At 66.8% G+C, this 25096-nt stretch carries 30 protein-coding genes and 2 pseudogenes; 20 read left to right on the top strand and 12 right to left on the bottom strand.

Features of this window, described 5'->3' with window-relative positions; genetic code table 11:
• Positions 1 to 40 precede the first annotated feature (40 nt).
• The gene (locus GON01_RS14305; protein ID WP_157028032.1) at positions 41 to 3130 is read right to left on the bottom strand and encodes an efflux RND transporter permease subunit; all 3090 of its coding nucleotides are present in this window, start codon (positions 3128 to 3130) and stop codon (positions 41 to 43) included.
• A gap of 12 nt (positions 3131 to 3142) precedes the next feature.
• Positions 3143 to 4327, bottom strand: coding sequence for an efflux RND transporter periplasmic adaptor subunit (locus tag GON01_RS14300; RefSeq protein ID WP_157028031.1), 1185 nt, complete (start codon positions 4325 to 4327; stop codon positions 3143 to 3145).
• 230 nt (positions 4328 to 4557) lie between these two features.
• Between GON01_RS14300 and GON01_RS14295 the strand changes: the two genes are divergently transcribed.
• Positions 4558 to 5277, top strand: a complete 720-nt coding sequence (locus tag GON01_RS14295) for an SIMPL domain-containing protein (protein ID WP_157028030.1) — start codon at positions 4558 to 4560, stop codon at positions 5275 to 5277.
• A gap of 56 nt (positions 5278 to 5333) precedes the next feature.
• Here GON01_RS14295 and GON01_RS14290 read toward each other — a convergent pair whose 3' ends face one another.
• Positions 5334 to 5591, bottom strand: coding sequence for a GlsB/YeaQ/YmgE family stress response membrane protein (locus GON01_RS14290; protein WP_157028029.1), 258 nt, complete (start codon positions 5589 to 5591; stop codon positions 5334 to 5336).
• A 182-nt stretch (positions 5592 to 5773) separates the two neighbouring features.
• On the opposite strand from GON01_RS14290, the gene GON01_RS14285 reads away from it, so the two are divergent.
• Positions 5774 to 6535: a class II aldolase/adducin family protein gene (locus GON01_RS14285; RefSeq protein WP_157028028.1), complete on the top strand. Its 762-nt coding sequence runs from the start codon at positions 5774 to 5776 to the stop codon at positions 6533 to 6535.
• Positions 6536 to 6537: 2 nt separating this feature from the next.
• Here GON01_RS14285 and GON01_RS14280 read toward each other — a convergent pair whose 3' ends face one another.
• The gene (locus GON01_RS14280; RefSeq protein WP_157028027.1) at positions 6538 to 7338 is read right to left on the bottom strand and encodes a DODA-type extradiol aromatic ring-opening family dioxygenase; all 801 of its coding nucleotides are present in this window, start codon (positions 7336 to 7338) and stop codon (positions 6538 to 6540) included.
• A gap of 96 nt (positions 7339 to 7434) precedes the next feature.
• On the opposite strand from GON01_RS14280, the gene GON01_RS14275 reads away from it, so the two are divergent.
• From GON01_RS14275 to GON01_RS14260, 4 genes are all read left to right on the top strand, one after another.
• Positions 7435 to 7980 carry a (2Fe-2S)-binding protein gene (locus GON01_RS14275; RefSeq protein WP_157028026.1) on the top strand — a complete coding sequence of 182 codons (546 nt, stop codon included), beginning with the start codon at positions 7435 to 7437 and terminating at the stop codon, positions 7978 to 7980.
• 105 nt (positions 7981 to 8085) lie between these two features.
• On the top strand, positions 8086 to 8910 hold the full coding sequence (locus GON01_RS14270) for an RcnB family protein (protein ID WP_157028025.1): 825 nt from the start codon (positions 8086 to 8088) through the stop codon (positions 8908 to 8910).
• Positions 8911 to 8973: 63 nt separating this feature from the next.
• Complete coding sequence (locus GON01_RS14265; RefSeq protein WP_157028024.1) at positions 8974 to 9642, top strand: prolyl hydroxylase family protein; 669 nt, start codon at positions 8974 to 8976, stop codon at positions 9640 to 9642.
• Entirely contained in the window at positions 9639 to 10064 is a 426-nt protein-coding gene (locus tag GON01_RS14260; RefSeq protein ID WP_157028023.1) for a GFA family protein, read from the top strand. Before GON01_RS14265 ends, GON01_RS14260 begins: the two co-directional genes overlap by 4 nt.
• Before the next feature lie 3 nt (positions 10065 to 10067).
• Here the strand turns inward: GON01_RS14260 and GON01_RS14255 are convergent, their stop codons facing one another.
• Positions 10068 to 10550, bottom strand: a complete 483-nt coding sequence (locus GON01_RS14255) for an SspB family protein (protein ID WP_157028022.1) — start codon at positions 10548 to 10550, stop codon at positions 10068 to 10070.
• A gap of 76 nt (positions 10551 to 10626) precedes the next feature.
• On the opposite strand from GON01_RS14255, the gene hisB reads away from it, so the two are divergent.
• The 11 genes and pseudogenes from hisB (at position 10627) to GON01_RS14200 (ending at position 16495) form a co-directional block, all read left to right on the top strand.
• On the top strand, positions 10627 to 11214 hold the full coding sequence (gene hisB / locus GON01_RS14250) for an imidazoleglycerol-phosphate dehydratase HisB (protein ID WP_157028021.1): 588 nt from the start codon (positions 10627 to 10629) through the stop codon (positions 11212 to 11214).
• The gene (locus tag GON01_RS14245; protein WP_309503305.1) at positions 11211 to 11531 is read left to right on the top strand and encodes a YciI family protein; all 321 of its coding nucleotides are present in this window, start codon (positions 11211 to 11213) and stop codon (positions 11529 to 11531) included. Before hisB ends, GON01_RS14245 begins: the two co-directional genes overlap by 4 nt.
• Positions 11528 to 12133, top strand: a complete 606-nt coding sequence (hisH, locus tag GON01_RS14240) for an imidazole glycerol phosphate synthase subunit HisH (protein WP_157028020.1) — start codon at positions 11528 to 11530, stop codon at positions 12131 to 12133. The genes GON01_RS14245 and hisH overlap by 4 nt, the downstream gene beginning before the upstream one ends.
• Positions 12130 to 12846, top strand: coding sequence for a 1-(5-phosphoribosyl)-5-[(5-phosphoribosylamino)methylideneamino]imidazole-4-carboxamide isomerase (gene hisA / locus GON01_RS14235; RefSeq protein WP_157028019.1), 717 nt, complete (start codon positions 12130 to 12132; stop codon positions 12844 to 12846). Before hisH ends, hisA begins: the two co-directional genes overlap by 4 nt.
• Entirely contained in the window at positions 12843 to 13610 is a 768-nt protein-coding gene (gene hisF / locus GON01_RS14230; protein WP_157028018.1) for an imidazole glycerol phosphate synthase subunit HisF, read from the top strand. Before hisA ends, hisF begins: the two co-directional genes overlap by 4 nt.
• On the top strand, positions 13603 to 13947 hold the full coding sequence (locus GON01_RS14225; protein WP_157028017.1) for a phosphoribosyl-ATP diphosphatase: 345 nt from the start codon (positions 13603 to 13605) through the stop codon (positions 13945 to 13947). The genes hisF and GON01_RS14225 overlap by 8 nt, the downstream gene beginning before the upstream one ends.
• Position 13948: 1 nt before the next feature.
• Entirely contained in the window at positions 13949 to 14146 is a 198-nt protein-coding gene (locus GON01_RS14220) for a hypothetical protein (RefSeq protein WP_157028016.1), read from the top strand.
• A gap of 85 nt (positions 14147 to 14231) precedes the next feature.
• Positions 14232 to 14918: a guanylate kinase gene (gene gmk / locus GON01_RS14215; RefSeq protein WP_157028015.1), complete on the top strand. Its 687-nt coding sequence runs from the start codon at positions 14232 to 14234 to the stop codon at positions 14916 to 14918.
• A gap of 16 nt (positions 14919 to 14934) precedes the next feature.
• A pseudogene (locus GON01_RS14210) lies at positions 14935 to 15567 on the top strand (UdgX family uracil-DNA binding protein); the annotation flags it as partial.
• Positions 15568 to 15590: 23 nt separating this feature from the next.
• Positions 15591 to 15854 carry a DUF3297 family protein gene (locus tag GON01_RS14205; protein WP_157028014.1) on the top strand — a complete coding sequence of 88 codons (264 nt, stop codon included), beginning with the start codon at positions 15591 to 15593 and terminating at the stop codon, positions 15852 to 15854.
• A 32-nt stretch (positions 15855 to 15886) separates the two neighbouring features.
• Positions 15887 to 16495, top strand: a complete 609-nt coding sequence (locus GON01_RS14200; protein ID WP_157028013.1) for a flavodoxin family protein — start codon at positions 15887 to 15889, stop codon at positions 16493 to 16495.
• Here the strand turns inward: GON01_RS14200 and GON01_RS14195 are convergent.
• Together GON01_RS14195 and GON01_RS14190 are read right to left on the bottom strand one after the other, a co-directional pair.
• Positions 16477 to 17589, bottom strand: a complete 1113-nt coding sequence (locus GON01_RS14195) for a TIGR03118 family protein (protein ID WP_181599991.1) — start codon at positions 17587 to 17589, stop codon at positions 16477 to 16479. The genes GON01_RS14200 and GON01_RS14195 overlap by 19 nt on opposite strands.
• Positions 17590 to 17748: 159 nt before the next feature.
• Positions 17749 to 19869, bottom strand: a complete 2121-nt coding sequence (locus GON01_RS14190; protein WP_157028011.1) for an AsmA family protein — start codon at positions 19867 to 19869, stop codon at positions 17749 to 17751.
• 148 nt (positions 19870 to 20017) lie between these two features.
• On the opposite strand from GON01_RS14190, the gene rpmI reads away from it, so the two are divergent.
• Both rpmI and rplT read left to right on the top strand, forming a co-directional pair.
• A complete protein-coding gene (gene rpmI / locus GON01_RS14185; protein ID WP_046349202.1) occupies positions 20018 to 20221 on the top strand; it encodes a 50S ribosomal protein L35 in 204 nt (67 codons plus the stop codon).
• A 12-nt stretch (positions 20222 to 20233) separates the two neighbouring features.
• Entirely contained in the window at positions 20234 to 20611 is a 378-nt protein-coding gene (rplT, locus tag GON01_RS14180; protein WP_157028010.1) for a 50S ribosomal protein L20, read from the top strand.
• A 252-nt stretch (positions 20612 to 20863) separates the two neighbouring features.
• Here rplT and GON01_RS17465 read toward each other — a convergent pair.
• The 4 genes and pseudogenes from GON01_RS17465 to GON01_RS14160 all read right to left on the bottom strand — a co-directional run.
• A pseudogene (locus tag GON01_RS17465) lies at positions 20864 to 21037 on the bottom strand (KTSC domain-containing protein); the annotation flags it as partial.
• Between the two features lie 98 nt (positions 21038 to 21135).
• Complete coding sequence (locus tag GON01_RS14170; protein WP_157028009.1) at positions 21136 to 21819, bottom strand: hypothetical protein; 684 nt, start codon at positions 21817 to 21819, stop codon at positions 21136 to 21138.
• Between the two features lie 99 nt (positions 21820 to 21918).
• Positions 21919 to 22209, bottom strand: coding sequence for a BrnA antitoxin family protein (locus tag GON01_RS14165; RefSeq protein ID WP_157028008.1), 291 nt, complete (start codon positions 22207 to 22209; stop codon positions 21919 to 21921).
• Entirely contained in the window at positions 22193 to 22465 is a 273-nt protein-coding gene (locus GON01_RS14160) for a BrnT family toxin (protein ID WP_157028007.1), read from the bottom strand. The genes GON01_RS14165 and GON01_RS14160 overlap by 17 nt, the downstream gene beginning before the upstream one ends.
• 310 nt (positions 22466 to 22775) lie before the next feature.
• Here GON01_RS14160 and GON01_RS14150 point away from each other — a divergent pair, with 310 nt between their 5' ends.
• A complete protein-coding gene (locus GON01_RS14150; RefSeq protein WP_309503301.1) occupies positions 22776 to 23909 on the top strand; it encodes an HNH endonuclease in 1134 nt (377 codons plus the stop codon).
• A 21-nt stretch (positions 23910 to 23930) separates the two neighbouring features.
• On the opposite strand, the gene GON01_RS14145 is transcribed toward GON01_RS14150, so the two are convergent.
• Positions 23931 to 25094, bottom strand: coding sequence for an SIR2 family protein (locus GON01_RS14145; RefSeq protein ID WP_157028005.1), 1164 nt, complete (start codon positions 25092 to 25094; stop codon positions 23931 to 23933).
• Between the last annotated feature and the right edge of the window lie 2 nt (positions 25095 to 25096).

The following is a 25096-nucleotide window of genomic DNA, read 5'->3' as shown; positions in this document are numbered from 1 at the left end:
CAAGCTTAGCCCGAACGGAGCGGGGCTTGTACGCGGCGCGTCACTCGGCTGGCTGGTGGGCGGGGCGATCGTCGCCAGGCTTGAAGGTGAGCAGCCGCCCGAATTTTGGCCCCATCCACTTCTCGAAGCTGTCGGCGAGGCTGAAGGCGGCCGGCACGATCACCAGCGTCAGCAGCGTCGACAGGATCAGGCCCCCGATCACGGTGATGCCCATCGGCTGGCGCCACGCGCCGTCGCCGGTCAGCGACAGCGCCGTGGGGATCATGCCGGCGACCATCGCGACCGTCGTCATCACGATCGGCTGGGCGCGCTTGTGGCCCGCGTCCATGATCGCCTCGAACTTCGGCACGCCGTGCGACATCTCCTCGATCGCGAAGTCGATCAGCAGGATCGAGTTCTTCGCGACGATGCCCAGCAGCATCAGCAGCCCGATGAACACCGGCATGGAGATCGGCATGCCGACCAGGTGCAGCGCCAGCGCACCGCCCAGTGGGGCCAGCAGCAGCGAGCCCATGTTCACGAACGGCGGCATCACTCGCTTGTACAGCAGCACCAGCACCGCGAAGACCAGCAGCACGCCGGAGATCACGGCGATGATGAAGTTGTTGATCATCTCCATCTGGAACTTGCTGTCGCCGGCCTGGATCTTCTGCACGCCGTCGATCTTGCCATCCAGGATCGCCTTCATCGTCGGCAGCGCGTTGAGCTTGGCCATGGCCTGGCTGGTGACGACGCCGGGCGCCAGGTCGGCCCCGACGACGACGCGGCGGATCTGGTTGTAGCGGCGGATCGTGGTGGGGCCGGCGCCGAACTTCACGTCGGCAACGACCTTCAGCGGCACCGAGCCGCCATTGGTGGTCGGCACCGGCAGGTTCTCGATCGTCGACAGGTCGCGGCGTGCATCCTCGTCCAGCGCCACGCGGATCGGGATCTGGCGATCGGACAGCGAGAATTTCGCGCTGTTCTGGTCGATGTCGCCCAGCGTCGCGATCCTGATCGTCTGGCTGAGCGCCTGAGTGGTGACGCCCAGATCGGCGGCGAGGTTCATGTGCGGATGGATGATGATTTCCGGCCGCTTCAGGTCGCCCGCCGGGCGCGGCGCGCGCAGCTCCGGAATGGTCGCCATCTCCGCGACCAGCTTGTTCGCGACCGCCTCCAGCTTCACCGGATCGTCGCTGCCCAGCATGATGATGATGTCACGCCCGAAGCCGCCGCCAGACTGCGACTGGAAATTGACGCGGGCGTCCGGGATCTGCTGGAACCTGGGCGCGATCTTGCGCTCCCATTCGACGCTCGAGATCGGACGATCCTTCTTCAGCGTCAGATAGATGGTCGACTGGGTCGGGTTGACGTCGGCGAACGCCGCGTCGACCTCGGCCGTGTCGGCGGTCAGCATAGACGACACCTGCTCCGTCACCGCGCGCGTCTGCTCGAGCGTGCTGCCCGGCACCATCTCGATCTGGACCTGGCTGTAGTCCTGGTCGATCGTCGGCTGGAACGTCATCGGCAGCGTCGCGAATGCGAAGATCGTCGCCGCGAACGCGCCGCCGCCGCCGATCAGCAATGTTTTCCAGCGATGGCGCACGCACCAGGACAGGATCGACATATAGCGGTCGATCAGCCAGCCCTCGCCGTGCGAGGCTTTGCCGTGCGCCTTCAGGAAATAGGCCGCGATCATCGGCGTGATCAGTCGCGCGACCGCAAGGCTCAGCAGCACCGCGATCACCACGGTCATGCCGAACTGGATGAAGAACTGGCCCGAAATGCCCGGCATCAGGCCGACCGGCAGGAACACCGCGACGATCGACATGGTGGTGGCGAGCACGGCAAGACCGATCTCGTCCGCCGCGTCGATTGCGGCCTGATAGGCGGACTTGCCCATCCGCATGTGGCGGACGATGTTCTCAATCTCCACGATCGCATCGTCCACGAGCACGCCGGCGACGAGGCTGAGGGCCAGAAGCGAGATGGTGTTCAGCGTGAACCCCATCATGTCCATGAACCAGAAGGCCGGGATCGCCGACAGCGGGATCGCCAGCGCCGAGATGATCGTCGCCCGCCAGTCGCGCAGGAACAGGAACACGATCAGCACCGCCAGGACCGCGCCTTCGATCATCGCGTCGATCGAGCTGTGATACTGCCCCTTGGTGTATTCGACGCTGGTGTAGAGCTGCTTGAACTTGACCTTCGGATTCTGCTTCTGGAGCTTGTCCAGCACCTTCATCGCGTCGTCATAGACCGTGACGTCGGACGCGCCCTTGGCCTTTGTCATCGAGAAGCTGGTGACCTGGCGGCCGTTCATCATCGAAAGGTTGCGCTGCTCCCCATACATGTCACGCACATCGGCGACATCGGCGAGCTTGACCGTGCGGCCGCCGCCCACGGCGATCTGGGTCTGGCCCAGGTCATAGGCGTTGCGGGCGTTGCCGAGCACGCGCACCGACTGCTCGGCGCCGGCGATCTCGGCGCGACCGCCGGCCGCGTTCAAATTGACCTGTCGGATCGCCTGGTTGACCTGCACCGCGGTCAGGCCCTGCGCCTGCAGCTTGGCGGGATCGAGGATGACGCGGATTTCGCGGCTGACGCCGCCGCCGCGCTGGACCGCGGCCATGCCGGACACGGAGAGCAGCTGCTTGGCGACGGTGTTGTCGACATACCAGCTGAGCTCTTCAAGCGTCATGTCGGTCGCTTCGACGCTGAAATAGGCGATCGGGCCGCCATCGGCGTCCATTCGCGTGACCTGCGGCTCCAGGATGCCGTCCGGCAGCTGGCTGCGAATCTGGTCGACGGCGTTGCGCACGTCGTTGACCGCGCGGTCGACCGGCGTGCCGATCGTGAACTGCACGATCGTGAAGCTCTGCCCTTCGTCGACCCTTGAGGAAATGTCTTCGACGCCGCTGATCGCACGCACCGCCGCCTCGACGCGCTGCGTGATCTGCGTCTCCATTTCAGTCGGCGCCGCACCCGGCTGGCTGACCGTGACGGTGACGCCAGGGAAGGCGACGTCCGGCATCTGGTTCACGTCCATGCGCATGAAGCTGATCAGGCCGGCCAGCGTCAGCGCGACGAACAGAACGATCGGCGGAACCGGGTTGCGGATCGCCCAGGCGGAGATGTTGCGGAAGCTCATCGAATGTCTTCCTTAGCGGCCGGCGGCCTGGCGGTGCGGCTTCACCGCCTGGCCGGGGTTGAGGAACGCACCAGCCGACAGCACGACCCGCTCGTTGCCGGTCAGGCCGCTGACGATCGCGATGCCCTTGGCGCTGACCTGCCCGGTCTTGACCGCGCGGCGCTGCGCCTTGTCATTGGCATCGACGATATAGACGAAGTTGCCGCTGGGATCGCTGAGCACCGCCGATTCGGGCAGCACCGGCGCGTCGGTCTGGCCGGTGACGATCTCCGCCTGCGCGAAGCCGCCCGGCCGAAGCGCGGGATCATAGGAAAGCGCGATGCGGGCGATGCCCTGCCGGCTTTGCGGATCGATCACCGGCGCGACCTGCCACACCTGGCCGTGGAAGGATTCGGCCGATCCGACCGGCGTGACGGTCGCGGTCGCGCCGACATGGACCTTGGCAAGGTCGGTTTCCGACAGCTGCGCCCGCAGTTCCATCTCGCCGCCCTTGGCGAGGCGGAACAGCGCGCCGCTGCCGGCGCCGACCACCTGGCCGGGCTCGACCGCGCGCGTCAGCACCAGGCCCGCGGCCGGGGCGCGGATGTCCAGCCGCCCGGTGCGCGCCAGCGATTCGCGATACTGCGCCTCGGCGACGCGGACCTGGGCATTGGCCTGGTCGCGGGTCGCGAGCTTGCGATCGACATCGGCCTTGGAAATGAAGCCGCGGCCGACCAGCTGCTGCGCGCGCGCCAGTTCCTGCTCCGCCAGCCGCGCATTGGCGCGGGCGACGTTGATCTGCGCCTGCAGCGCCGCGCTCTGCTGGGCCTGGACCGAGCGCTCGATCGTCGCGAGCACCTGGCCCGCGCGCACCCAGTCGCCCGGCTGCACCAGCACGCGCGTGACTTCCCCACCCTCGCCGGCGACGCCGACCGGCATGTCGACGCGCGCGGCCATCGTGCCGGTTGCCGACACGGTGCCGGCGACCGGCTGCCGGCCCGGCGTGACGACCGTCACCTCCGGCGCCTGCGCCTTCGCGCCCTGCGCGGCGACGGGACCGGCCGGCTCGCTCTTGCGGCCGAACATGAAGAAGGCCAGCGCCACCGCCAGCGCGATCACGACCGCGCCGATGATCAGCGCACGCCGCCGCCGCGGCGCGCTGTCGCCATCGATCGGCGTGGCGGTCTCGTCGGACCGGAAGCTCGTTTCGTAGTTCATGTTCACTGGCCTTCCGCCCCGGCGGTTATCATTTGTCGGAGCTGTGTTACATCAATAACTCACCAGCCTCAAGGCCGGAAAATCGCAATTCGTGCGGTTCCGCGATATCGGGGCCGGACGCGCGCGGCGCGCTATGTAGGCGCATGATGCGGTCGAAGGAAGACACACCGGTTAAGCCCCGATGCAGGGGCCGGACGCCATCTGGGCCGCGACATGACAGACGAAGGAGCATGATCATGAAGTCCATCGCCACCCTCGCGCTCTCGGCCCTTGCCGCGCCCGCGCTCGCGCAGACGATGCCGGTTCCGGTCCAGACGATCAGCGGCACGGTCCTGGACGTGACGGCCGAAGGCCAGTCGACGCGGACGCCCGACCTCGCCACGATCAGCGCCGGCGTCGTCACCCAGGCGGCCGATGCGGCCGGGGCGATGCGGGAGAACGCGACGCGGATGGAGCGCGTGATCGCGGCGCTGAAGCGCGCCGGCATTGCCGACAAGGACCTGCGGACCGCCAGCATCTCGCTGCAGCCGCAATATCGCTACGGCGAAAACCAGCCGCCAGTCATCACCGGCTACCAGGCGTCGAACTCGGTGACAGTGAAGTTCCGCGACATCGGCAAGGCGGGCTTGATCCTCGATGCGCTGGTCGCGACCGGCGCGAACCAGATCAGCGGGCCCGATCTCGGCCTCGACAACCCGGCGGCGGCGATGGACGAGGCCCGGCTGGACGCGATCGCCAAGGCGCGCGCCCGCGCCGACCTCTACGCGCGGGCGGCCGGCCTGAGCGTGAAGCGCATCCTGTCGATCAGTGAGAACACGATGGAGACGCCGCGGCCGCTACCGGTGATGATGCGGGCGCAAGGCATGGTGGCCGAAGCCGCGAAGTCCCAGATCCTGCCGGGCGAGCAGGAGCTGCGCGTGAACCTCTCGGTCCGCTTCGAACTGCAATAAGGAAAGGGCCGGGCAAATGCCCGGCCCCAAAACGCTCTTCCCGATGCGCGTCCTTGTTAGCGGACGCTACCGCGGCGGAAGAGATTGACGATCGCCAGCAGGATGACGGCACCCAGCAGCGAAACAAGGAAGGAATAAAGATTCAGGCTGGCACTGTTGATCGATCCGCCTGAAAAGATCAGGCCACCGATGAACGCGCCGACGATGCCGACGATGATGTTCAGGAAAATGCCCTGTTGTGCGTCGGTCCGCATGATGATGCTGGCCAGCCAGCCAATGATGCCGCCAACGACAAGCCATACGATGATATTCATTGCGTCCTCCTGTCCGAACCCAGAGTCTTTAGTTTGCAATCGCCAGTGTTGAACTGCCAGCTTAGACGCTCAAAAGGCCGCAACGGTTCCGCAACGGACGCGCGATTGTTTCGCTTCCATCAGTTGCCGCTCGATTGCGAGCGGCGCGCACGCGTGCGATAGTCGCGGAAAAGGAGAAGGCGATGGCGACGGCGGTGCTGCGCAATTCCCAGATCAGCGAGGCCGAATGGCAGGCGCGGCAGGAGCTTGCCGCCTGCTACCGGGTGTTCGCGATGCTCGGCTGGGACGAGATGATCTACAACCACATCACGGTGAAGGTGCCGGATGAGGAGGACGCGTTCCTGATCAACCCGTTCGGGCTGCATTTCAGCGAGGTGAAGGCGTCGAACCTGGTCAAGATCGACATCGACGGCAACAAACTGGACGACAATCCCTATCCGGTGAACCTGGCCGGCTTCGTCCAGCACAGCGTGTTCCACCGGAACCTGCCGGACGCGCATTGCATCATGCACACGCACACCACCGCCGGCATGGCGGTCAGCTCGCTGGAAGGCGGGCTGCAGCCGGTCAATTTCTACGCCGCCAACTTCATCGGCCAGATCGCCTATCACGATTTCGAAGGCGTGACCGTCCGCTCCGAGGAAGGCGCGCGGCTGATCGAGCATCTGGGCGACAAGCGCGCGATGCTGCTGAAGAATCACGGCATCCTGGTGATGGGCCGCACCCTGCCCGAGGCCTTCATCAAGCACTGGTCGCTGCAGCGCGCCTGCGAGATCCAGATGGCGACGCTGTCGATGGGCAAGCCGCTGACGATCCCGCCGGAGGTGATCGCCGTGCACCAGCGCGACCTGTCGAAGGTGCAGATTCCCGGCGGCGCCGGCCGCGCCGATTTCGACGCGATGGTCCGCCGGGTCGACAAGATCGACACCAGCTGGCGCGAGTAAGGTCAGCCGAAGCGGTAGCCGCTGACCGTCCAGCCGAGCACATGGCCGGTGAAGTCGGCCCGCGCCGGATCGTCGCCGCCGGCGCCGAGCGCCACCATCAGCGGCAGCAGATGCTCCTCGCGCGGATGCGCGAAGCGCGCGTGCGGCAGCGTCTCCCAGGCGGCGACGCGCGCCGCCCTGCGCACCGGATCAGGATCGGTGACGGCATCCGTCAGCGCCGCGTCCCACGCGTCGGCGCGCCCGGTCACGTGCGGCCCGCGCTCCCGCAGATTGTGGAAGCTCATCCCCGACGCGGCGATCAGCACGCCTTCGTCGCGCAACGGAGCCAGCGCGCGCCCGAACGCGATGTGCGCCTCCGGGTCGAGATCGGCCCGCAGCGACAGCTGGGCGAGCGGAATGTCGGCGCCGGGCACCGCGACCTTCATCGGAATGAACACGCCGTGATCCCAGCCGCGTGTCGCCTCCGCGCCGACGGGAAAGCCGGCCGCCTCGATCAGGGTCCTGGCGCGGGTCGCGAGCTCAGGCGCGCCCGGCGCGTCCCAGCGCAGCCGGTAGGTGTGCTCGGGAAAACCGTAATAGTCGTAGAGCAGGCCCGGCCGGGCGCCGCTGTGCACCGTTGCCTGTGCCTCCTCCCAATGGCCGGAGACGAGCAGGATCGCGCGCGGCCGCTCGGGCAGGCTTTCGACCAGTCCGGCCAGATAGTCCTGCATCGGCTGCCACATCGGATCGGGCGGGCCGCCCTGCGGGTCCATGAAGAAGCACGGGCCGCCGCCGTGCGGGATGAAGAGCGTCGGGAATTTCATGGACGATGATATCTGGCCCGCGCCCCGCATCGACAACCGTCCGCGCGGAAACGATGCGTTTCGCTTTTATGCCCGCGGCGCTAAGCCTTGGCCGGCATGACGAAGTTCACCGTCAACAACCAGCCGGTCGAATATTTGCTCGACCCGGAAACGCCGTTGCTCTGGGCGCTCAGGGACGCGTCGAACCTGACCGGCACCAAATATGGCTGCGGCACCGGCGAATGCGGCGCGTGCACCGTCGACATCGACGGCGAAGCGGTGCCGAGCTGCCGCGTCTCGATCGCCGCCTGCGAAGGGCGGTTCGTGACCACGATCGAAGGGCTGTCGCGCGACCGCAGCCATCCCGTCCAGCAGGCGTTCGCGGCGATGAACGTCGTGCAGTGCGGCTATTGCATCCCCGGCATGGTGATGGCGGCGGCGGCGCTGCTGAAGCGCAAGCCGATGCCCGCCGATGCCGATATCGATGCCGCCATCACCAACATCTGCCGCTGCGGCATCTATCCCCGGCTGCGCGAGGCGATCCGCCGCGCGGCACAGGCGGCGCAGGGCCAGGCGCTGGTCGGGGCGCCGCCGCCCGGGATCGATCCGGCCGGCGCCGCGCACGCGGTTCCCGCGCTGACGCCCCGCGCTCCGGGCGGCTAGCTTTCGCTTTGCTTTCAGCCCGGTTCAGCCACGACTCATCGCCAGCGGCGCATATCGGGATCAACGTCCGCGGCGTATGGCTGCGGGGGGTGAGGAGATGAACAGATGCGCAAGCTGATCGCCGCGTTGCTCGCCGCGGCTACCGTCACGACACCGGCCCTGGCGCAGCGCGGCCGTGATCCGGGCGGCGGCGGCTTCCAGGCCGCGCCGGAGCGGACCGTCGCGCAGGAACGCCGGGCCGAACGCCCAGCCGCCCAGGCCCAGCGTCGCGAGGCGCCGCGCCAGCAATTCCGCCAGGAACGGCGCGAGGACCGGCAGCAATTCCGCCAGGAACGGCGGCAGGACCGCCAGGATTTCCGGCAGGAACGGCGCGACGACCGCCGCGACTGGCGGCAGGGCGACTATGCCAACCGCCAGCAATTCCGCCGCGACCGTGCCGACGACGTGCGCGACTTCCGCCGCGACCGCGCCGAGGATCGCCGTGATTTCCGCCAGGATCGCCAACAGGACCGGCGCGAGTGGCAGCGCGACCGCCAGGACTGGCAGCGGGACCGCAACCAGTGGCAGGATCGCAACCGCTGGCAGAATCGCGACGGCTATCGATGGAACGGCAACGGCCGGTGGGACCGGGACTGGCGCCGCGACCAGCGCTATAGCTGGCAGGACTGGCGCCAGCGCAATCGCAACTCGTACCGATTCCCGCGCTACTACGCGCCGCGGGGCTGGAGCCACGGCTATAACCGCTTCTCACTGGGCGTGATCCTGAGCGCGCCGCTGTTTTCGCAGAGCTACTGGATCAACGATCCGTTCCAGTATTCGCTGCCGCCCGCCTACGGCCCGTATCGCTGGGTGCGCTATTATGACGACGCGCTGCTGGTCGATATCCGCACCGGCGAAGTGGTCGACGCGATCTACGACTTCTTCTGGTAAGTTCGATGGGAGCCGGAGCGATCCGGCTCCCATTTTGCTCTTTGCCTGCTAGGGATTCGCGCGATGACTCCCGAGCAGTTCGCCCTCCAGACATCGCCGGAGCGCGCCCGGATCGGCGCCGAAGTGGGCGTCCGCCTTGCCGCCGCCGGCGTCCAGTCCGTCCGCAGCCCCGGCCTCACCCTCTGGTATGTCGAGCAATTCCTCCCGCTCGCCGACTGCGCCTATCTGGTCGACCAGATCGAACGCGACCGCCAGCCGTCGACGCTGCTGTCCGACTCGCAGGACGAGAATTTCCGCACCAGCGACAGCTGCAACCTGAACCGGTGGGACAAGCGGGTTCGCGCGATCGACCTGCGCATCTGCGACCTGATGGGCCTGCCCGAACGCCACGGCGAGACGTTGCAGGGGCAACGCTATGCGCCCGGCCAGTATTTCCGCACCCATCACGACTTCTTCCACACCGACCAGAGCTATTGGCCGGAGCAGGAGAAGACCGGCGGCCAGCGCACCTGGACCGCGATGATCTTCCTGAACCAGCCCGAGGCGGGCGGCGAGACGGCTTTCGAGGCGGCCGGCCTTACCGTCAATCCGCGCACAGGCATGCTGCTGATGTGGAACAATATGGACGCGACCGGCGCGCCAAACCTCTATGCCGCGCATGCCGGCCAGACCGTCCACGCCGGAGTCAAATATATCGTGACCAAGTGGTTCCGCGAGGGAAATTGGTTTTGAGCGGCGTCGAGATCCGGGAGGCGCGATGTCATTGCGGCGCGCTGCGGCTGCGCTGCGAGGGCGAGCCGCTCAAGGTCTCGCTCTGCCACTGCCGCGACTGTCAGCGGCGAACCGGCAGCGCGTTTAGCGTCGCCGCCTTCTTTCCGCGAAACGCGGTCACGACCGTCGCAGGCACAGCCCGGCGCTTCAGCCGCGGCTCCGCCAGCGGCCACGACGTCGCATTTCTATTCTGCCCCGATTGCGGCACGAACCTGTGGTGGGAGCCGGCGCGCCTTCCGGGTCTGATCGGTGTTGCCGCCGGCGCGTTCGCCGACCCCGCCTTTCCGGCGCCGGCGCAGGCCGTATGGTGCGTGGACCGACACCCCTGGATCGCGCTGCCGGAGGCAGTCGAAGAGCACGAGCGCAACCCCGTCCGGCGCTGATCCCTATTTCTTGCGGCCGAAATCAATCGTGACGACGTTGGAGCCGTCCTCGGCCGGCGTGACGGTCGGGCCGTCATTCTCGGCCTGCTCGTGCGGCTCGGGCCCGCCTTCATCGCCCTGAGCCTGGAATTGCAGCGCGAAATTGACCGCCGGGTCGACGAAGCCGGTCACCGCCGCGAAGGGAATCGACAGCTTGGCGGGCACCTGGTTGAAGGAGAGCCCGACCTCGAAATGCTTGTCGGCGACCTTCAGCTCCCAGAATTTGTTCTGGAGCACGATCGTCATCTCGTCGGGAAAGCGCTCGCTCAGGTGGCGCGGCATCTCGACGCCAGGATGCGCGGTCTTGAAGGTGATGTAGAAATGATGATCGCCCGGCAGTCCGCCGGTCTGCTCGACCTCGCCCAGCACGCGGCCGACCACGGCGCGAAGCGCTTCCTGCACGATCTCGTCGTACGGAATCAGGCTGTCCGGCGGAGTCTCGCTCATGGACGGACTCGTAGCCTTGGCGCTGAACCGGTCAAGCCATGTTGCAATGCGGGACAGTTGTTCGCATGAGGATTCCATGCGCGCCGCCACGGTGAACCGAAACACGGCTGAGACGAAGATCGCCGTCGCGGTCGATCTCGACGGCACCGGCAGCTATCGCGTCGCGACCGGCATCGGCTTTCTCGACCATATGCTGGAGCAGCTGAGCCGGCATTCGCTGATCGACCTCGACGTCAGTGTCGAGGGCGACCTGCACATCGACCAGCACCACACGACCGAGGATTCGGCCCTTGCGATCGGCGAGGCGGTCTCGAAGGCGCTGGGCGACCGTCGCGGGATCATGCGCTACGGCACCGCCTATGCGCCGATGGACGAGGCGCTGACCCGGGCCGCGGTCGACGTTTCAGGCCGGCCTTTCCTGGTCTGGAAGCTCGCTTTCACCCAGGAGAAGCTCGGCGAATGGGATGCCGAGCTGGTCGAGCATTGGTTCCACAGCTTCGCCCAGACCGCCGGCCTGACACTGCACATCGAGAACCTCTACGGCCGCAACAACCACCATCTGGTCGAGAGCGCGTTCAAGGCCGTCGCCCGGGCGCTGCGGCAGGCGGTCGAGATCGATCCCCGCAAGGCCGATTCCGTGCCGAGCACAAAAGGCGTGCTGTGAGTTCCGAAGGATCGGTTCGCGCCGACGCGCCGCTGTGCGTCGTCGTGCTCACCTATGTGCCCGACCTGAGCGCGGTCGATGCGGTGCTGGATCTTCATCTCGAATGGCTGCGCCGGCAATATGCGGAGGGCCGGGTACTCGCCTCCGGGCGCCGCAGCCCCCGCACCGGCGGCGTCCTGATCTGCCGCGGCGAGAAGGATACGATCGACCGTCTCGTCGCCACTGATCCGTTCGTCACCAGCGGTGTCGCGACGGCGGACGTGATTTCCTTCACGGCGTCGATGGTGGCGCCAGGCCTCACCGGGCTGGTCGGATGAGCACCGTCGCGCTGATCGATTATGGCGCGGGCAATCTGCGATCGGTGTGGAACGCGCTGAAGGCGGCCGGCGCCGGATGCGTCGAGGTGACCGCCGACCCGGCTTCGGTCCGCGCCGCCGACCGGATCGTGCTGCCCGGCGTGGGCGCATTCGCTGCGGCGATGGGAGCGCTGTCGGGCATAGCCGGAATGATCGAAGCCCTGAACGCGGCCGTGCAGGAGAAAGGACGCCCCTTCCTCGGCGTCTGCGTCGGCATGCAGCTGATGGCGGAGCAGGGCGAGGAACATGGCGAGACGCGCGGCCTCGGCTGGTGCGGGGGCACGGTCCGGGCGATCGAGCCGCACGCGGACCTGAAAGTCCCGCACATGGGCTGGAACGACGTGCTGCCGACCGCGCCTCACCCGCTGATCGCCGCCGGGGAAGCCTATTTCCTGCACGCCTTCGCCTATCAAGGCGCGGACGTGCTCGCAGAGACGGATCACGGCGGCCCGCGCGCCGCCGCGATCGGCCGCGACAACATGATCGGCGTGCAGTTCCATCCCGAAAAGAGCCAGGTTTACGGTCTGGCGCTCCTCCAACGCTTCCTGGAGTGGAAACCATGATCGTCTTCCCTGCCGTCGACCTCAAGGCTGGCCAGGTCGTGCGGCTGGCCGAGGGGGACATGGCGCGGGCGACCGTCTATGCCGACGATCCGGCGGCGCAGGCCGAGCGGTTCGCCGCAGCGGGGGCCGACTGGCTGCACGTCGTCGACTTGGACGGCGCCTTTGCCGGCGAGAGCGTCAATGGCGAAGCGGTGCGCGCAATCGGCGTCACCTTCCCGGGCAAGATCCAGCTGGGCGGCGGCATCCGCTCCCGCGCGAGCCTGGAGCGCTGGTTTCGCCTCGGCATCGACCGCGCAGTGATCGGCACCGCCGCGCTGACCAATCCGGATCTGGTGAAAGACGCGGCGCGGGACTTTCCGGGCCAGATCGTCGTCGCCGTCGACGCGCGCGACGGCATGGTCGCGACCCAGGGCTGGGCGGACGTATCCGACGTGCCGGTGATCGATCTTGCCCGCCGCTTCCAGGATGCCGGCGTCGCCGCTTTGCTGTTCACCGATGTCGGCCGCGACGGGCTGCTGAAAGGCGCCAATGTCGAGGCGACCGCGGCACTGGCGGCGGCGCAATCGCTGCCGGTGATCGCCAGCGGCGGCGTCGCAGGCCTCGAGGACATACGCGCGCTGAAGGCGTGCGCGGGGATCGAAGGCGTGATCGCCGGCCGCGCGATCTATGACGGTCGGCTTGACCTGGCCGAAGCCATTGCGGCGGCGCGATGACCGTCCGCGTCCGCGTCATCCCCTGCCTCGACGTCGCCGGCGGACGGGTGGTGAAAGGCGTCAATTTCGTCGACCTTGAGGATGCCGGCGATCCGGTCGAGCAGGCGCGCGCCTATGACGCGGCCGGAGCCGACGAGCTCTGCTTCCTCGACATCACCGCCAGCCACGAAGCGCGAGGCACGATGGTCGACGTGGTCCGCCGCACGGCGGAGGTGTGCTTCATGCCGCTGACCGTGGGCGGCGGCGTGCGATCGGTCGAGGACGCGCGCGCACTGCTGCTCGCCGGCGCGGACAAGGTCGCGGTCAACTCCGCCGCGGTCGAGCGGCCCGAAGTGATCGCCGAGATCGCGGACCGCTTCGGCAGCCAGTGCGTCGTCGCCTCGATCGACGCGCGGGGCGTCGCGCGCGGTCGCTGGGAAGTCTTCACCCATGGCGGCCGGCGCGCGACCGGGATCGACGCCATCGCGCATGCGGTGAGCCTGGCGGAACGGGGCGCCGGCGAATTGCTCGTCACGTCGATGGACCGCGACGGCACCCAAGGCGGCTACGACCTTGCCTTGACCCGCGCGATCGCCGACGCGGTCTCCGTGCCTGTGGTCGCGAGCGGTGGCGTCGGCGAGCTCGACCACCTGGTCGAGGGGATTCGCGACGGCCATGCCTCCGCCGTGCTCGCCGCCTCGATCTTCCATTTCGGCCATCACACGATCGCGCAGGCTCATGCCGCGCTCGCCGCGGCCGGCTATCCGGTGCGCTCCCATGGCTGACGACCGCCTCGCCCGCCTGACCGCGACGATCCGCGCGCGCCGTGGCGCCGATCCGGACACCTCCTATGTCGCACGCCTGCTCGCTCAGGGTCGCGAGCGGATCGCGCAGAAGGTCGGCGAGGAAGCGGTCGAGGCAGTGATCGCCGCCACGCGGGGCGACGCCCAGGCCCTGAAGGGCGAAGCGGCGGACCTTGTATTTCACCTGGCGGTTCTGCTCGACAGCCTCGGGCTCGGTTTCGACGACGTGCTGGACGAGCTGGAACGGCGCGAAGGCGTCGCCGGCCTGGCGGAGAAAGCGGCGCGCTCGGGCGTTTCCCGGGCGAAGCGAGGAGATTGAGATGATCGGCAAGATTATCGGCGCGCTGGTCGGCCGCGAGATCGATCGGCGCGACGGCAAGGGCGGCGCCAAAGGCGCGCTGCTCGGTGCCGCAGCGGTGGGCGCGATGCGCCGGCTGGGGCCGCTCGGTCTCGCGCTCGGCGGCGCCTATGTCGCCAAGAAGGCGCTGGACCGGCGCAAGGAGCGGTCGAATCCGTAGCCGCTTCCTCCGCTCGTCCCGAGCGGAGGCCTGGGTCGCGGCCCAGATATGTTGACCTCTGCCCGACTCTTCGCCACGAGCGGCCATGCTTCGCCCGACGACCCTGCTTTCTTCCCGCGCCGACGATCCGCATAAATTCCGCCGCCGCGGCGTGCTGTTCGTGCTCTCCTCCCCTTCGGGAGCGGGCAAGTCGACCATATCGCGCATGCTGCTCCAGGCCGATCCGCTGCTGCGCATGTCGATCTCGGCGACCACCCGCGCGATTCGGCCGGGCGAGCGGGACGGCGTCGACTACCACTTTGTCGATCTGCCCCGGTTCAAGGAAATGGCATCGGCCGGCGAGTTCCTCGAATGGGCGCATGTGTTCGGCCACCGCTACGGCACCCCGGCCAAGCCCGTCGACGAGATCCTCGCCTCCGGCAACGACGTGCTGTTCGACATCGACTGGCAGGGCGCGCAGCAGCTGCACCAGCTGGCCGGCGGCGACGTGGTCCGCGTGTTTATCCTGCCGCCCTCAATGGCGGAGCTGGAGCGGCGGCTGCGCGCCCGCGCCACCGACAGCGACGAAGTGATCGATGCCCGCATGTCGCGCGCGGCCAGCGAGATCGGCCACTGGGACGGCTATGACTATGTGCTGGTCAACGACGACGCCGTCCGCTGCTTCGAGCAGGTCCGCACCATCCTGCAGGCCGAGCGGCTGAAGCGCAGCCGCCAGACCGGGCTGATCGGCTTCGTCCGGAAGCTGACCGCTCCCCCCGAAGCGCAGGGCTGAACCCTCCCGCCCGCCGCGGCGTTGTCCGGGCGTGGTGAGCAACAGCCAAAGGGCGTGGGAAGCGCTGCGCGAGGAAGCGACGGTCTGCACGCGCTGCCATCTCTACAAATGCGCGACCCAGACGGTGTTCGGCGAAGGTGCGGTGAGCGCGAAGCTGATGCTGGTCGGTGAGCAGCCGGGCGACCAGGAGGACCTGGCCGGCCAGCCCTTTGTCGGTCCGGCGGGGCAGATGCTCGACCGCGCGCTCGAAGAGGCCGGGGTGGAGCGCGGCACCACCTACGTCACCAATGCGGTCAAGCATTTCAAGTTTGAGCAGCGCGGCAAGCGGCGCATCCATTCCAAGCCCAATGGGCCGGAGATCGAGGCCTGCCGCTGGTGGATCGACCAGGAACGGATGCTGATCCGCCCGCCGGTGGCCGTCGCGCTGGGTGCGACCGCGGCACGGTCGCTGCTGCACAAGGTCGTCACCATTTCCGGCGCACGCGGGCGGCCGATCAAGCTGGAGGACGGCGGCGAGTGCTGGGTGACGATTCACCCGAGCTATCTCCTTCGCCTGCGGGAAAAGGCGGACAAGGCGCGCGAATATGCGCAATTCGTCGCTGACCTGCGCACCGCGAACGCCCGCGCCGCGGCGCTTGCGGCGGCCTAGGGCTCACGGCTAAAGGCGCGGCCATGACCGACACGCCTCCCGACCGCCTCTCCAACGACCCGCGCAGCCCGCATTACGACGCCGACGTGCTCGGCCGCGGCATCGGCATCCGCTTCAAAGGCGCCGAGCGGAGCGACGTGGAGGAATATTCGGTTTCCGAAAACTGGGTGCGCGTCGCGCTGGGCAAGAAGATGGACCGGCACGGCCGGCCGCTGACGATCAAGCTGACCGGCCCGGTCGAGCCTTATTACCTGACGACGCCGGACGAAGACGCAAGGGGAGCCTAGGAACCCGATGGGGCCCGGTGCGTCTGCCGGGCATGGCTCTTTCCGCAATCGCGCTCAACTGCACGCTCAAACCCGAGGGTGAATCCTCCACCGACCGCATGATCGGCCTGATCGCCGGCGAGCTCGCGAAGCACGACGTGCGGCTGGCGGAGACAATCCGCGTCGCCCGTCACGACGTGAAGCCGGGCGTCACGTCGGACGAAGGCGCCGGCGATGCGTGGCCGGCGATCCGCGCGAAAATCCTTGCCGCCGACGTCCTGATCCTCGGCACGCCGGTCTGGCTGGGCCAGATGTCGAGCATCGCCAAGCGCGTGCTGGAGCGGATGGATGCGTTCCTGGGCGAGACCGACGATCAGGGCCGCACGCCGGCCTATGGCAAGACGGTGCTGGTCGGCATCGTCGGCAACGAGGACGGCGCCCACAGCATCACCGCATCGCTGCTGCAGGCGCTGAACGATGTCGGCTTCAGCGTCCCCGCCGCCGCCGCGACCTATTGGGTCGGCGAAGCGATGGGCAAGACCGATTTCAAGGACCTGCCCCAGGTCCCCGACAAGATCGCGGCCACGGCCAGGGCGGCCGCGTCCAACGCGGCCCACCTTGCCCGCCTGCTGAGGCGCGAAACCTATCCCGGCAGCAGCTGAGCGCGGTCCTTACGGATCCGCGCGCCGGCGCACGCGAAGCCGGCAAGCATCAGCGCCCAGGTCGCCGGCTCCGGCACCGCCGTCAGCTGGCCGAACAGGCCGTGCTCCTCGTCGCCGATGCCGGCGGTGAAGTAGAGCGCGGCCGGATCGACGCCCACGCCGCCGGTGCGGAACGCCAGGCTCCACAGATAGGGCATGCGGAACGGGTCCGCCCCCGTCGCCAGCATGCCCAGATAGGCGCCGTCGCTCTCGCGGAAGGCGTTGATGAAGCCGTCTTCTTCCGCGAAATTGCCGATCAGGATCGCACCGCCGTAAGCGCCGAACCCCGCGGGCGCCTTGGCCACGCCCCAAGGCGACAGCAGGTTGCCGCCGGTCGCGAACCGCCGCACGAACGCGCCGTCGGTCGTGAAGATATCGACGACGCCGGTGCCGAGCGGGGCCTCGTCGGCATCGGGCCCGGGCGGAGCATAGGTCACGTAGAGCTGCCCGCCGACATTGACGATGTTGAACGGAGCGAGACCGGCCGGAAGATTGGGATCGACGAAACCGGACGACGAGGTCAGCATGAAGGCAGAATCGAAGACGTCCACGCGGCCTTGGCCGGCATTGGCCGCGTAGAGGCGGTTCTGCCCGCCGCTGGTGCTGCCCATAGCCAAGCCCGTGTAGATGGCGCCCGGTGTAATCGCGGCCACGGCGGCATTGGTGCCGAGTCCGTTGTTCCAGCCTGAAAAGGTGCCGTTCAGATTCGCGAAGATGAAATTCGCCTTGGCCCCGTCGGCGGGCAGCACGAAGTCGGTCGTCGGATTGAACACCTGTCCGGTCGGTCCGCTCGGGCCGCCCATGCTGCCGGGGATCGTGACCGTCAGCCCCTGCTTGGCGCCGAAGCCGTTGTAGAGCGTCGCCTTTCCCACGCCCTGGTCCGAGATCCAGAACGGGCTGCTCGCGGAGAAGGACATGCCCCAGGGGTTGATCAGGTCGGCATCCTGGGTCGCGGCCGGCGCGAAGCCCTGGCTGGCGAGGAACATCTGATCGTCGGTGACCAGGTTGATCTGAGCGACTGACTGGTTCGCGGCGGAAGCGGAACTCGCCGCCATCAAGGCTGCACAGGACGCGCCGAACAGAGCGGCACGCCGACGCGATGCGGGATGCATGCGCATGGGACCCTCCTTTATGCGCCCGGCTGCGAAAGGATGCCGGGCGAGTCGCGTCCCCGCTCGCGCGCGCTTATATCATGACGGCGGGGTAGCGGCGATTCAGAAGATGCCGAGGAATTTCTTGCGCTGCTTCTGCCGCTCCTCGGGCGAGCGCTTGCCGGACTTGGACTTGGCGGTGGTGCCGTTGCCGACATCATCGCGGGGCTCGCCGCCCCGGGTGCGCTGGGCGCTGGCATGGGCGCCGGCCAGAACCGGGCCGCAGGCGGCCGACTTGGCGTCGCCGATATCGACGAAGGCAAGGACGCTGGCGAGCGGCGACACGACTGCGCCGAGGCCCAGCCCGGCGCCGCCGCGCGCGATCAGCTGCGGGCTGATCACGTCGAGGCTCGGTGCCGCGAAATAGCCGCCGATGCCGACCGGGCTTTGCCCCGAGAACAGGCTGAAGCGCTTGCCATCGGCGCGGATGCGCAGGTCCAGCGCCTCGTTCTTGAAGCTGAAGCCGCCGCGGCCGAGGATCACGTTCTTCTTCGTGTCGATCAGGATCGGATCGGCCGCCGCGATGCCGTTCCGCACCGTGAAGGCGATCAGCCCGCAATTGATCTCGACCGGCTCCTTCAGCTTCTTTTCCCACATCTTCCAGATGAAGGTGCCGATATCGAGCTCCGACAGCTGCACGTTGCGCGCCCAGAGCGATCCCTGCGGCATGATGATCGCGATGCGGCCGTCGGAATTGCCGAGCCATTGGCGGATGCTGTCGCCCGGCCCCGCCAGCCGCGCGCGCGCCTTCAGCGTGCCCGTCGTGCCCGCTTCCTCGACGCCGAAGCCCTTCAGCAGCCGCCCCATCGGCGTCGGCGACAGCCGCAGGTCGAGATTGGTGAAGACCGGCTTGCGGCGCGCATCGATCGAAACGTCCGACGCGACATGGCCGCGGTCCAGATCGAACGTCAGCGGCGACAGCTTCAGCAGGCTGTGATCGAGATCGAGCGTCAGGTCGATGTTGGAGATCGGCCATTTGTCGCCCGCGATCCGGCGGACCGTCCAGTGCACGTCGGCGTCGAAGCCGCGGATCGCGTCGACCTTCAGCGGCGCGTCGGGGAGGATGCGCGGCGTGCCGCCTTCCGTCCGCACCACCTTGCCGCCATTGGCGTCGAGCCGCTCGGGGTCATAGCCGACGAAGGGGCCGGCATCGATCATGTCGAGGCTTTGGGTCGACAGCTCCGCGTCGAGCTTCAGACGGTCCTTCAGCGCCACGGTCAGCCGGCCGGCCAGGTCGCTGTCGCCGAACCGCCCGCGCAGCCGGGTGAAGCGCCATTCGCCGTCCTGCTTGGTCAGCACCGAACGGAGATTGTAGGCGCGGGTGTCCGGCACCGCGACGCCGATGAAGTCGAACAGGTTGGCGAGGTTGTAGCCATGGACGCGGAAATCGAGCGGCACGCCCTCGATCCGCGTCGCGCCCGGCAAGGTGCCGGACACGTCGAGCACCGTCCGCGCTGCTTCCGCGTGCATGCGGAACCGGTTCTGGCCGCCGGTGACGGTCTCGTTCGGCGACAGCAGGCTGCCGGACAGGGTGAAGGGACGATCGCGCAGCGACCCGTCGCCGGAGAAGCGGATGTCGCTGGCGAAGCGCGTGTCCTGCGCGCGCACCGTGTCGATGCCGATATTGGCCGACAGCTGCATGCGCGGGTCCGAATAGCGGATGCGCGTGCCCAGGATCAGCGCGCGGCGGATGTCCGGCAGCTCCAGCGGCTTGCCGGTGGGCTTGCCGAGCGTCCAGCTGTTCTGCTTGCCGTCCGCGCTCCATTCGAGGTCGAGATTGCCGCCCAGCAGCATCAGCCAGTCGGCCCGCTGCCGGCCGAAGATCAGCGGGATCGTCTTGATGTCGCTGTCGATCAGCTTCGACTTCAGGAAATAGGGCTGCTTCGCCCATGCCGGATTGGTGATCGTCAGCCCTTCGGCCAGGAACTTGATGTCGATCGGATTGAAATAGAGCTGGAAATCGCCCGCCACGCGGACGTCGCGCAGCGCCGCGCGGCTGGCATATTTCTCGAAGCTGTGCTTCAGGAACCGGCCCTTGGTCACGTAGAGCACGGTCCAGGCGAGCAGGATCAGGCCGACGATCGTCGCCAGCACGGCGACCAGGCTGGCCGCCGCCGTGGTGACCGGATCGCGACGGATCGGATGCGCTTCGTCGAACGCGCCGGGCCGGGCCATCTCGTTCATAACGGGGGTCAACCCCTTTGCGCCGCTTCCGGTTGCAATTGCGCCGCTCTCCCGCTAGGAGCCGCCGCTTCGCGATAAGGAAGGACTGCCCGGCCAGTGTGGGCTGCCGTGGCCGTCCATAATCGTCGAACACATCGAAAGGACGAAAATGCCCAAGCTCAAGACGAAGAGCGGTGTGAAGAAGCGCTTCAAGATCACCGCGACCGGCAAGCTGAAGCACGGCGTGGCCGGCAAGCGCCACCGCCTGATCAGCCACAACGGCAAATATATCCGCCAGAACCGCGGCACCTCCGTCCTCTCCGACGCCGACACGGCGACGGTGAAGGCCTGGGCCCCCTACGGCCTGAAGTAAGGAGGACCGACAATGGCACGTGTGAAACGCGGCACCACGACGAAGGCGAAGCACAAGCGCATTCTGGATCAGGCGAAGGGCTATTACGGCCGTCGCAAGAACACGATCCGCATCGCGCGCCAGGCGGTCGAGAAGGCCGGCCAATATGCCTATCGCGACCGCAAGGTGAAGAAGCGGAACTTCCGCGCGCTCTGGATCCAGCGCATCAACGCCGCCGCCCGGGCCGAAGGCCTGACCTATGGCGTGTTCATGCACGGCCTGAAGCTGGCCGGCGTCGAGCTGGACCGCAAGGTCCTGGCCGATATCGCGATGCACGAGGGCGAAGCCTTTGCGGCGATCGTCGCCCAGGTGAAGGCGGCCCTGCCGGAAGGCGCGCGCGTCGCGGCGTAAGCCGGGCGCAAGGCTGACGAAACAGGGACGGGCCCGGCGCGACACGCTCCGGGCCCGTTTTCTATTGGGCTCACACAAAGCCACGAAGGCACGAAGATGCCCGGCGCACTTCTTCGTGTCTTCGTGATCTTCGTGTGAGACCATTCTTCTATCTCTGATCCAATTGCGGACGCACCGCCGCGAGGCCGTCGCGGCTGATGCGATAGGGTCAAGCCGGCACCAGCAGGGGCCCCGATAGGCGTAGCGGCCGCGGATGTGATCCTGGAAGAAGCGGCCCTTCGACTCCGCCGCGACGAAGTCCGCATGCACGCGCGGCGGCACGCCCGCATAGCTGTACCATTCGCCGCTGGTGAACCGCACGAACAGCGTGCGCGTGGCCGCGTCGTACTCGATCTGTGCGACGGCTTCGGATTGGACGAGCACCATGCGGCATCAACTCGCCGGATGTGGGCGTCGTTGCAGCGCCGGCGCTTCGAAAGGTCACGAAAGGTCGCACTGGCCATGGCCGTTCGGCGCCTGCCTGCTCACCCGTCGGCGGCGGTGTCGGTGAGGGCGTCGAGCTGGCCGGCGAAGGCGCCCCGCGCCTCGGCCTGCGGGTCGGCAGCGTCGTCGCGGCGTTGCTCCCACGGCGCGGCGTAGCGTCTGGGATCGAGCCGGGCGAGCAGCCACATCAGCAGCTTGTCGCTGGGCATCCGCTTTTCGGCGACCAACTCGCCGTCGTGCCAGACCTGCTCGGTGCGGCCATTGATCGCCCGATCGAAGGCAAGCGCGGACAGCCGCCCGACGGCGAGCCGCTCCGCCACGTCCCAGGCGGCGGCGAAGCCGGGCGAACGCACCCGCAGCTGATAGGCGGAGCGCGCCGACAACCGCGCGGCGCTGCTCGCCAGATGAACCGATCCGGTTTCCGCGAGGCAGGACAGGAAGACGCGCTGCCGCTCCGCGCTCCACCCGGCGAGCCGCTTGCGGCTGTCTTCCAGCGGGATCCCGTCAAATGGCTGCGCGGCGGGCGGCTCGCCTTCCGCCGGTGCATCGGAGGGCGGCAGCAGGTCGGTCGGCCAGGCGATCTCCTGCTCGGGCGCCGGCACCAGCGACAGACGCGGCCCGCCCGTTTCGTCCGCCGCCTGACCGACCGCTGCGACCCGGTCCTCCGCCTTGCACCAGGCGTCGAACTCCTCGACCGTCATCTCCCGCGCCGCCTGCCTGCCCATATTGCTGCTCCCGTTGATGCAAGGAGTCGCGATCTTATCCCATTTGGTTCGATGTAGGACAGGGAATTCTTGCGAGTCGCGTTCAGGTCGCGGCAGTCCTCAGCCCGCCCTCCGCTCCTCGCGCTCAACATATTCGCGAAGGGCGCGATTAATGCGCGTCTGGTAGCCCTTTTCCTGCCCCGGATGCCGTTTGAACCAGTCGACGACATCGGCATCGAGGCGCAACGTGAGCTGCTGCTTGACCGGCCGGTAGAATTTGCCGCGCACGGCGTTCGACCAATCCGTCACTTCGGGAATGTCGGACGTGTCGATCGTATCGTCCGGCATCGCTGCAAGTGCCGCGAGTTCGTCGCGCAGATGCTGCGGGAGCTCTTTACTCGCCTTCTTCATAGTTCCGCCTTTCGTGCGGCGTCGCCCGCCGCGCACTGATGATACGGCCGTCGCTCTCATCATCCGGCCAGGTATGGACCACGAACAGCACCACGCCTCCAACGGCGCCAAGCGACTGCCAACGATCTCCGTCCGGATGTGTATCCGGCTGCGACAGGATCAGAGGGTCGCCGAAGACGAAGGCAGCAACTTCGAACGAAACGCCGTGCTTGCGCCGGTTCGTCGCGGCCTTGATCGGGTCCCACGTCCAGCCCATCTGTAGCTACAGATATGCAGTTACGAAACTGGATGCAAGCGGATGATTTATCCGCACGTGCCCGCTAGCGGCACCTCGTCCAGGCTCGTCTCGCCGTCACAGTCGTGACAGTGCGCGTAATCGAAAACCGCACCGAGCACCCATTCCTGACGCGCGCTGTCCCAATCGGCCCAGGCATCTCGGCTGACGTGCTGCGAACCGCAGGTACGGCAGACGATCGCGACGGGCTTGTCCGTTTGCGCCATGCCTCTAGTCTGTCGGGCCACAGAAGCGGGGGCAAGCGGTGGCGGGGAGAAGTTGGTCCGAAGCGGTGGCAAATGCCGTGCGGCGGCATGTTGCCAAGACCGGCTCTCCGGTTTTCACGCGCCAATCGCTGATCGAATCCGAATTGGACGCAATGGTGGCCGAGACCGGCTCGGCGGGTGCCACACCCTACCAGACCCTGAGCCGGGAGTTGCAGCAGCTTCGGGATGCTGGCGCGATCGAGTTCATTGACCAAGGCACCTATCGCTGGCTCGGCTTACCCTTCGAGACGCTGCGCCAAGGAACGAGCAAGGGCGTTTTCGTCATCGGATCGCACTCCATCTATGAGGACGAACCGGAGCGCTTCTATCGGTTTCCAACGCGCTGGATGGCTAACGCCGCGAAGGTGGTCGGCAACTGGATCATCTACCAGGAACCGCGCCGGGCGGGCCGACGCGGCTATTATGCCGTCGCCAAGGTGGAGCGGATCGTTCCCGATCCCGCGACCGAAGGCATGTATCTGGCCCTGATCGAGCCCGGATCATATCTGGAGTTCGGGCGCGACGTGCCTTTCCAACTGGACGGCCAGGCGGTCGAAAGTGGGCTGCTCAGCCCGGACGGTCGCCTCAACAATGGCCGGGCGATCCAGTCGATCCGGCCGATCTCCGACGCGGATTTCAATCGGATCGTCGGCCTCGGCCTGATCGAAGAGGACGAGTTGCTGCCCCGCGTGGACGAGGACAACCCCGTTCCCGCGCTGGTCCAGGAAGAGCCGGCACCGTGGCTGGGGCCGGTTGATCGGGCGACGATGCTGGTCAATCGCACCGTTCGGAACCGGCAATTCCGCAAGCGCGTGTTGGACGTCTATGACTGCCGCTGCGCGCTGACCGGCATGAAACTGATCAACGGCGGCGGCAGAGCCGAGACGCAGGCGGCGCACATCATGAGTGTGGAAGCCGGTGGGCCGGATGTCGTCACCAACGGCATCGCGCTATCCGGAACCGTGCATTGGATGTTCGATCGCGGGCTGATTTCGTTGAGTGACGACGGCGAAATCCTGTTGTCGCGCAAGATCAATGACATCGAGGGTGCGGAAAAAATCATCTACGCGGATCGAAGGGCGCGGCTGCCTAGCTCATCAGCGCACCGGCCACATTCCCGCTATCTGGCCTGGCATCGAACCGAGTGCTTCCATACTTGAGAAAGCCGGACTTACTTGACTTTAGGCCAGCGGGCCGGGTCGTGGAGGCCTAGTAAGTGAGAGCAGGAAGCGCTCCATCCCGTTTGCGGCAGTTTCAGCGATGTGCTCAATCTCGACCTTATAGCGCGTGATCCGACCGTCCTTGTCAGTACTCACCCAGTTTCCCAAAACGTCATGACCCAAGCGCGGAGTTCCTGGATCCAATATCACCAGCTTAGCCTTTCGCCGACTTGAAACCCAGGCTCGGATGATCGCGTTGAGGTGCCGGTCCTGAAATGAGTATCCGATAATGCCGAAGACGTTGGTCGAATTGAGCAGCTTTTGAAACTCATGCCTGAGCTGGAGGTAAGGGCCATGAGAGACCAGTTTATCCCCTTGCCCACCAAATATCAGCCCCCGTCTCTGATGCACTTTCGGACTCTCAACAACCGAAATGTCGTCTCCATCTTCGACCCAGTTAATCGAACCGTGAAGCTTTATTAGGGGCAACCCCTTCTTCCCAAAACGAACGTACTTTCTGTCGTTCCAGCCGCTCAGTCCGTAGTCGAAGGCCGTGCTGTCCTGGCCGCACGTCCGTTCAAGCAACGTGTCGTAGTTGAGTGTCGCTATTGCGCTTACCCGTTCTCGCGAGAATCTAATCAAACTCGTCAGGTATCCGAAGCTGTCTTCTTTCGGCTGCAAACACGCAACCAGCACTTGAAGGTAGGGTCGCAGGGACGATTCCAGATCATATTGATGATGACTCGGGCGAACTGCGTCAGAGATTTGCTGCGCTGCGTCACGCAGCGCTCTATTGTTCGCTGTCACGCTAATGCGATCCAAAGACCGACGTACGTCAAAGGCACTGCCCATCGAGGCAGCAAAGCGATGAACATCAAACGTTTGTGCAGAAGGAAAGGAAACAGGGTCCCAGCTATAAACAAACTCCGCCAGAATGTCGCTATCTCGGCTTAGAAAGCGTTTGAGCGCATCATAAACTTCTTCAACGTTTACCTCTCTGAACGGCGAGACTCCTAGCTTGGCCTGCCGTGTGATCAGCTTGCCTATAACATAGGCAAATAGCTTGGCCTCTTCTCGTTGAGCGATAGCCAATTCATTATAAATTCGTCGTGTTAAATCGAAAGCGTTCGGGAGGCCGGCGTCGATGGAGACACCGGCCCCGAGGAGCAAAACCGGATTAGCCAATC

It is taken from the genome of Sphingomonas horti, assembly GCF_009753715.1.
GTDB classification, from domain to species: domain Bacteria; phylum Pseudomonadota; class Alphaproteobacteria; order Sphingomonadales; family Sphingomonadaceae; genus Sphingomonas_B; species Sphingomonas_B horti.
This window is presented reverse-complemented; position numbering and strand designations above follow the sequence as displayed.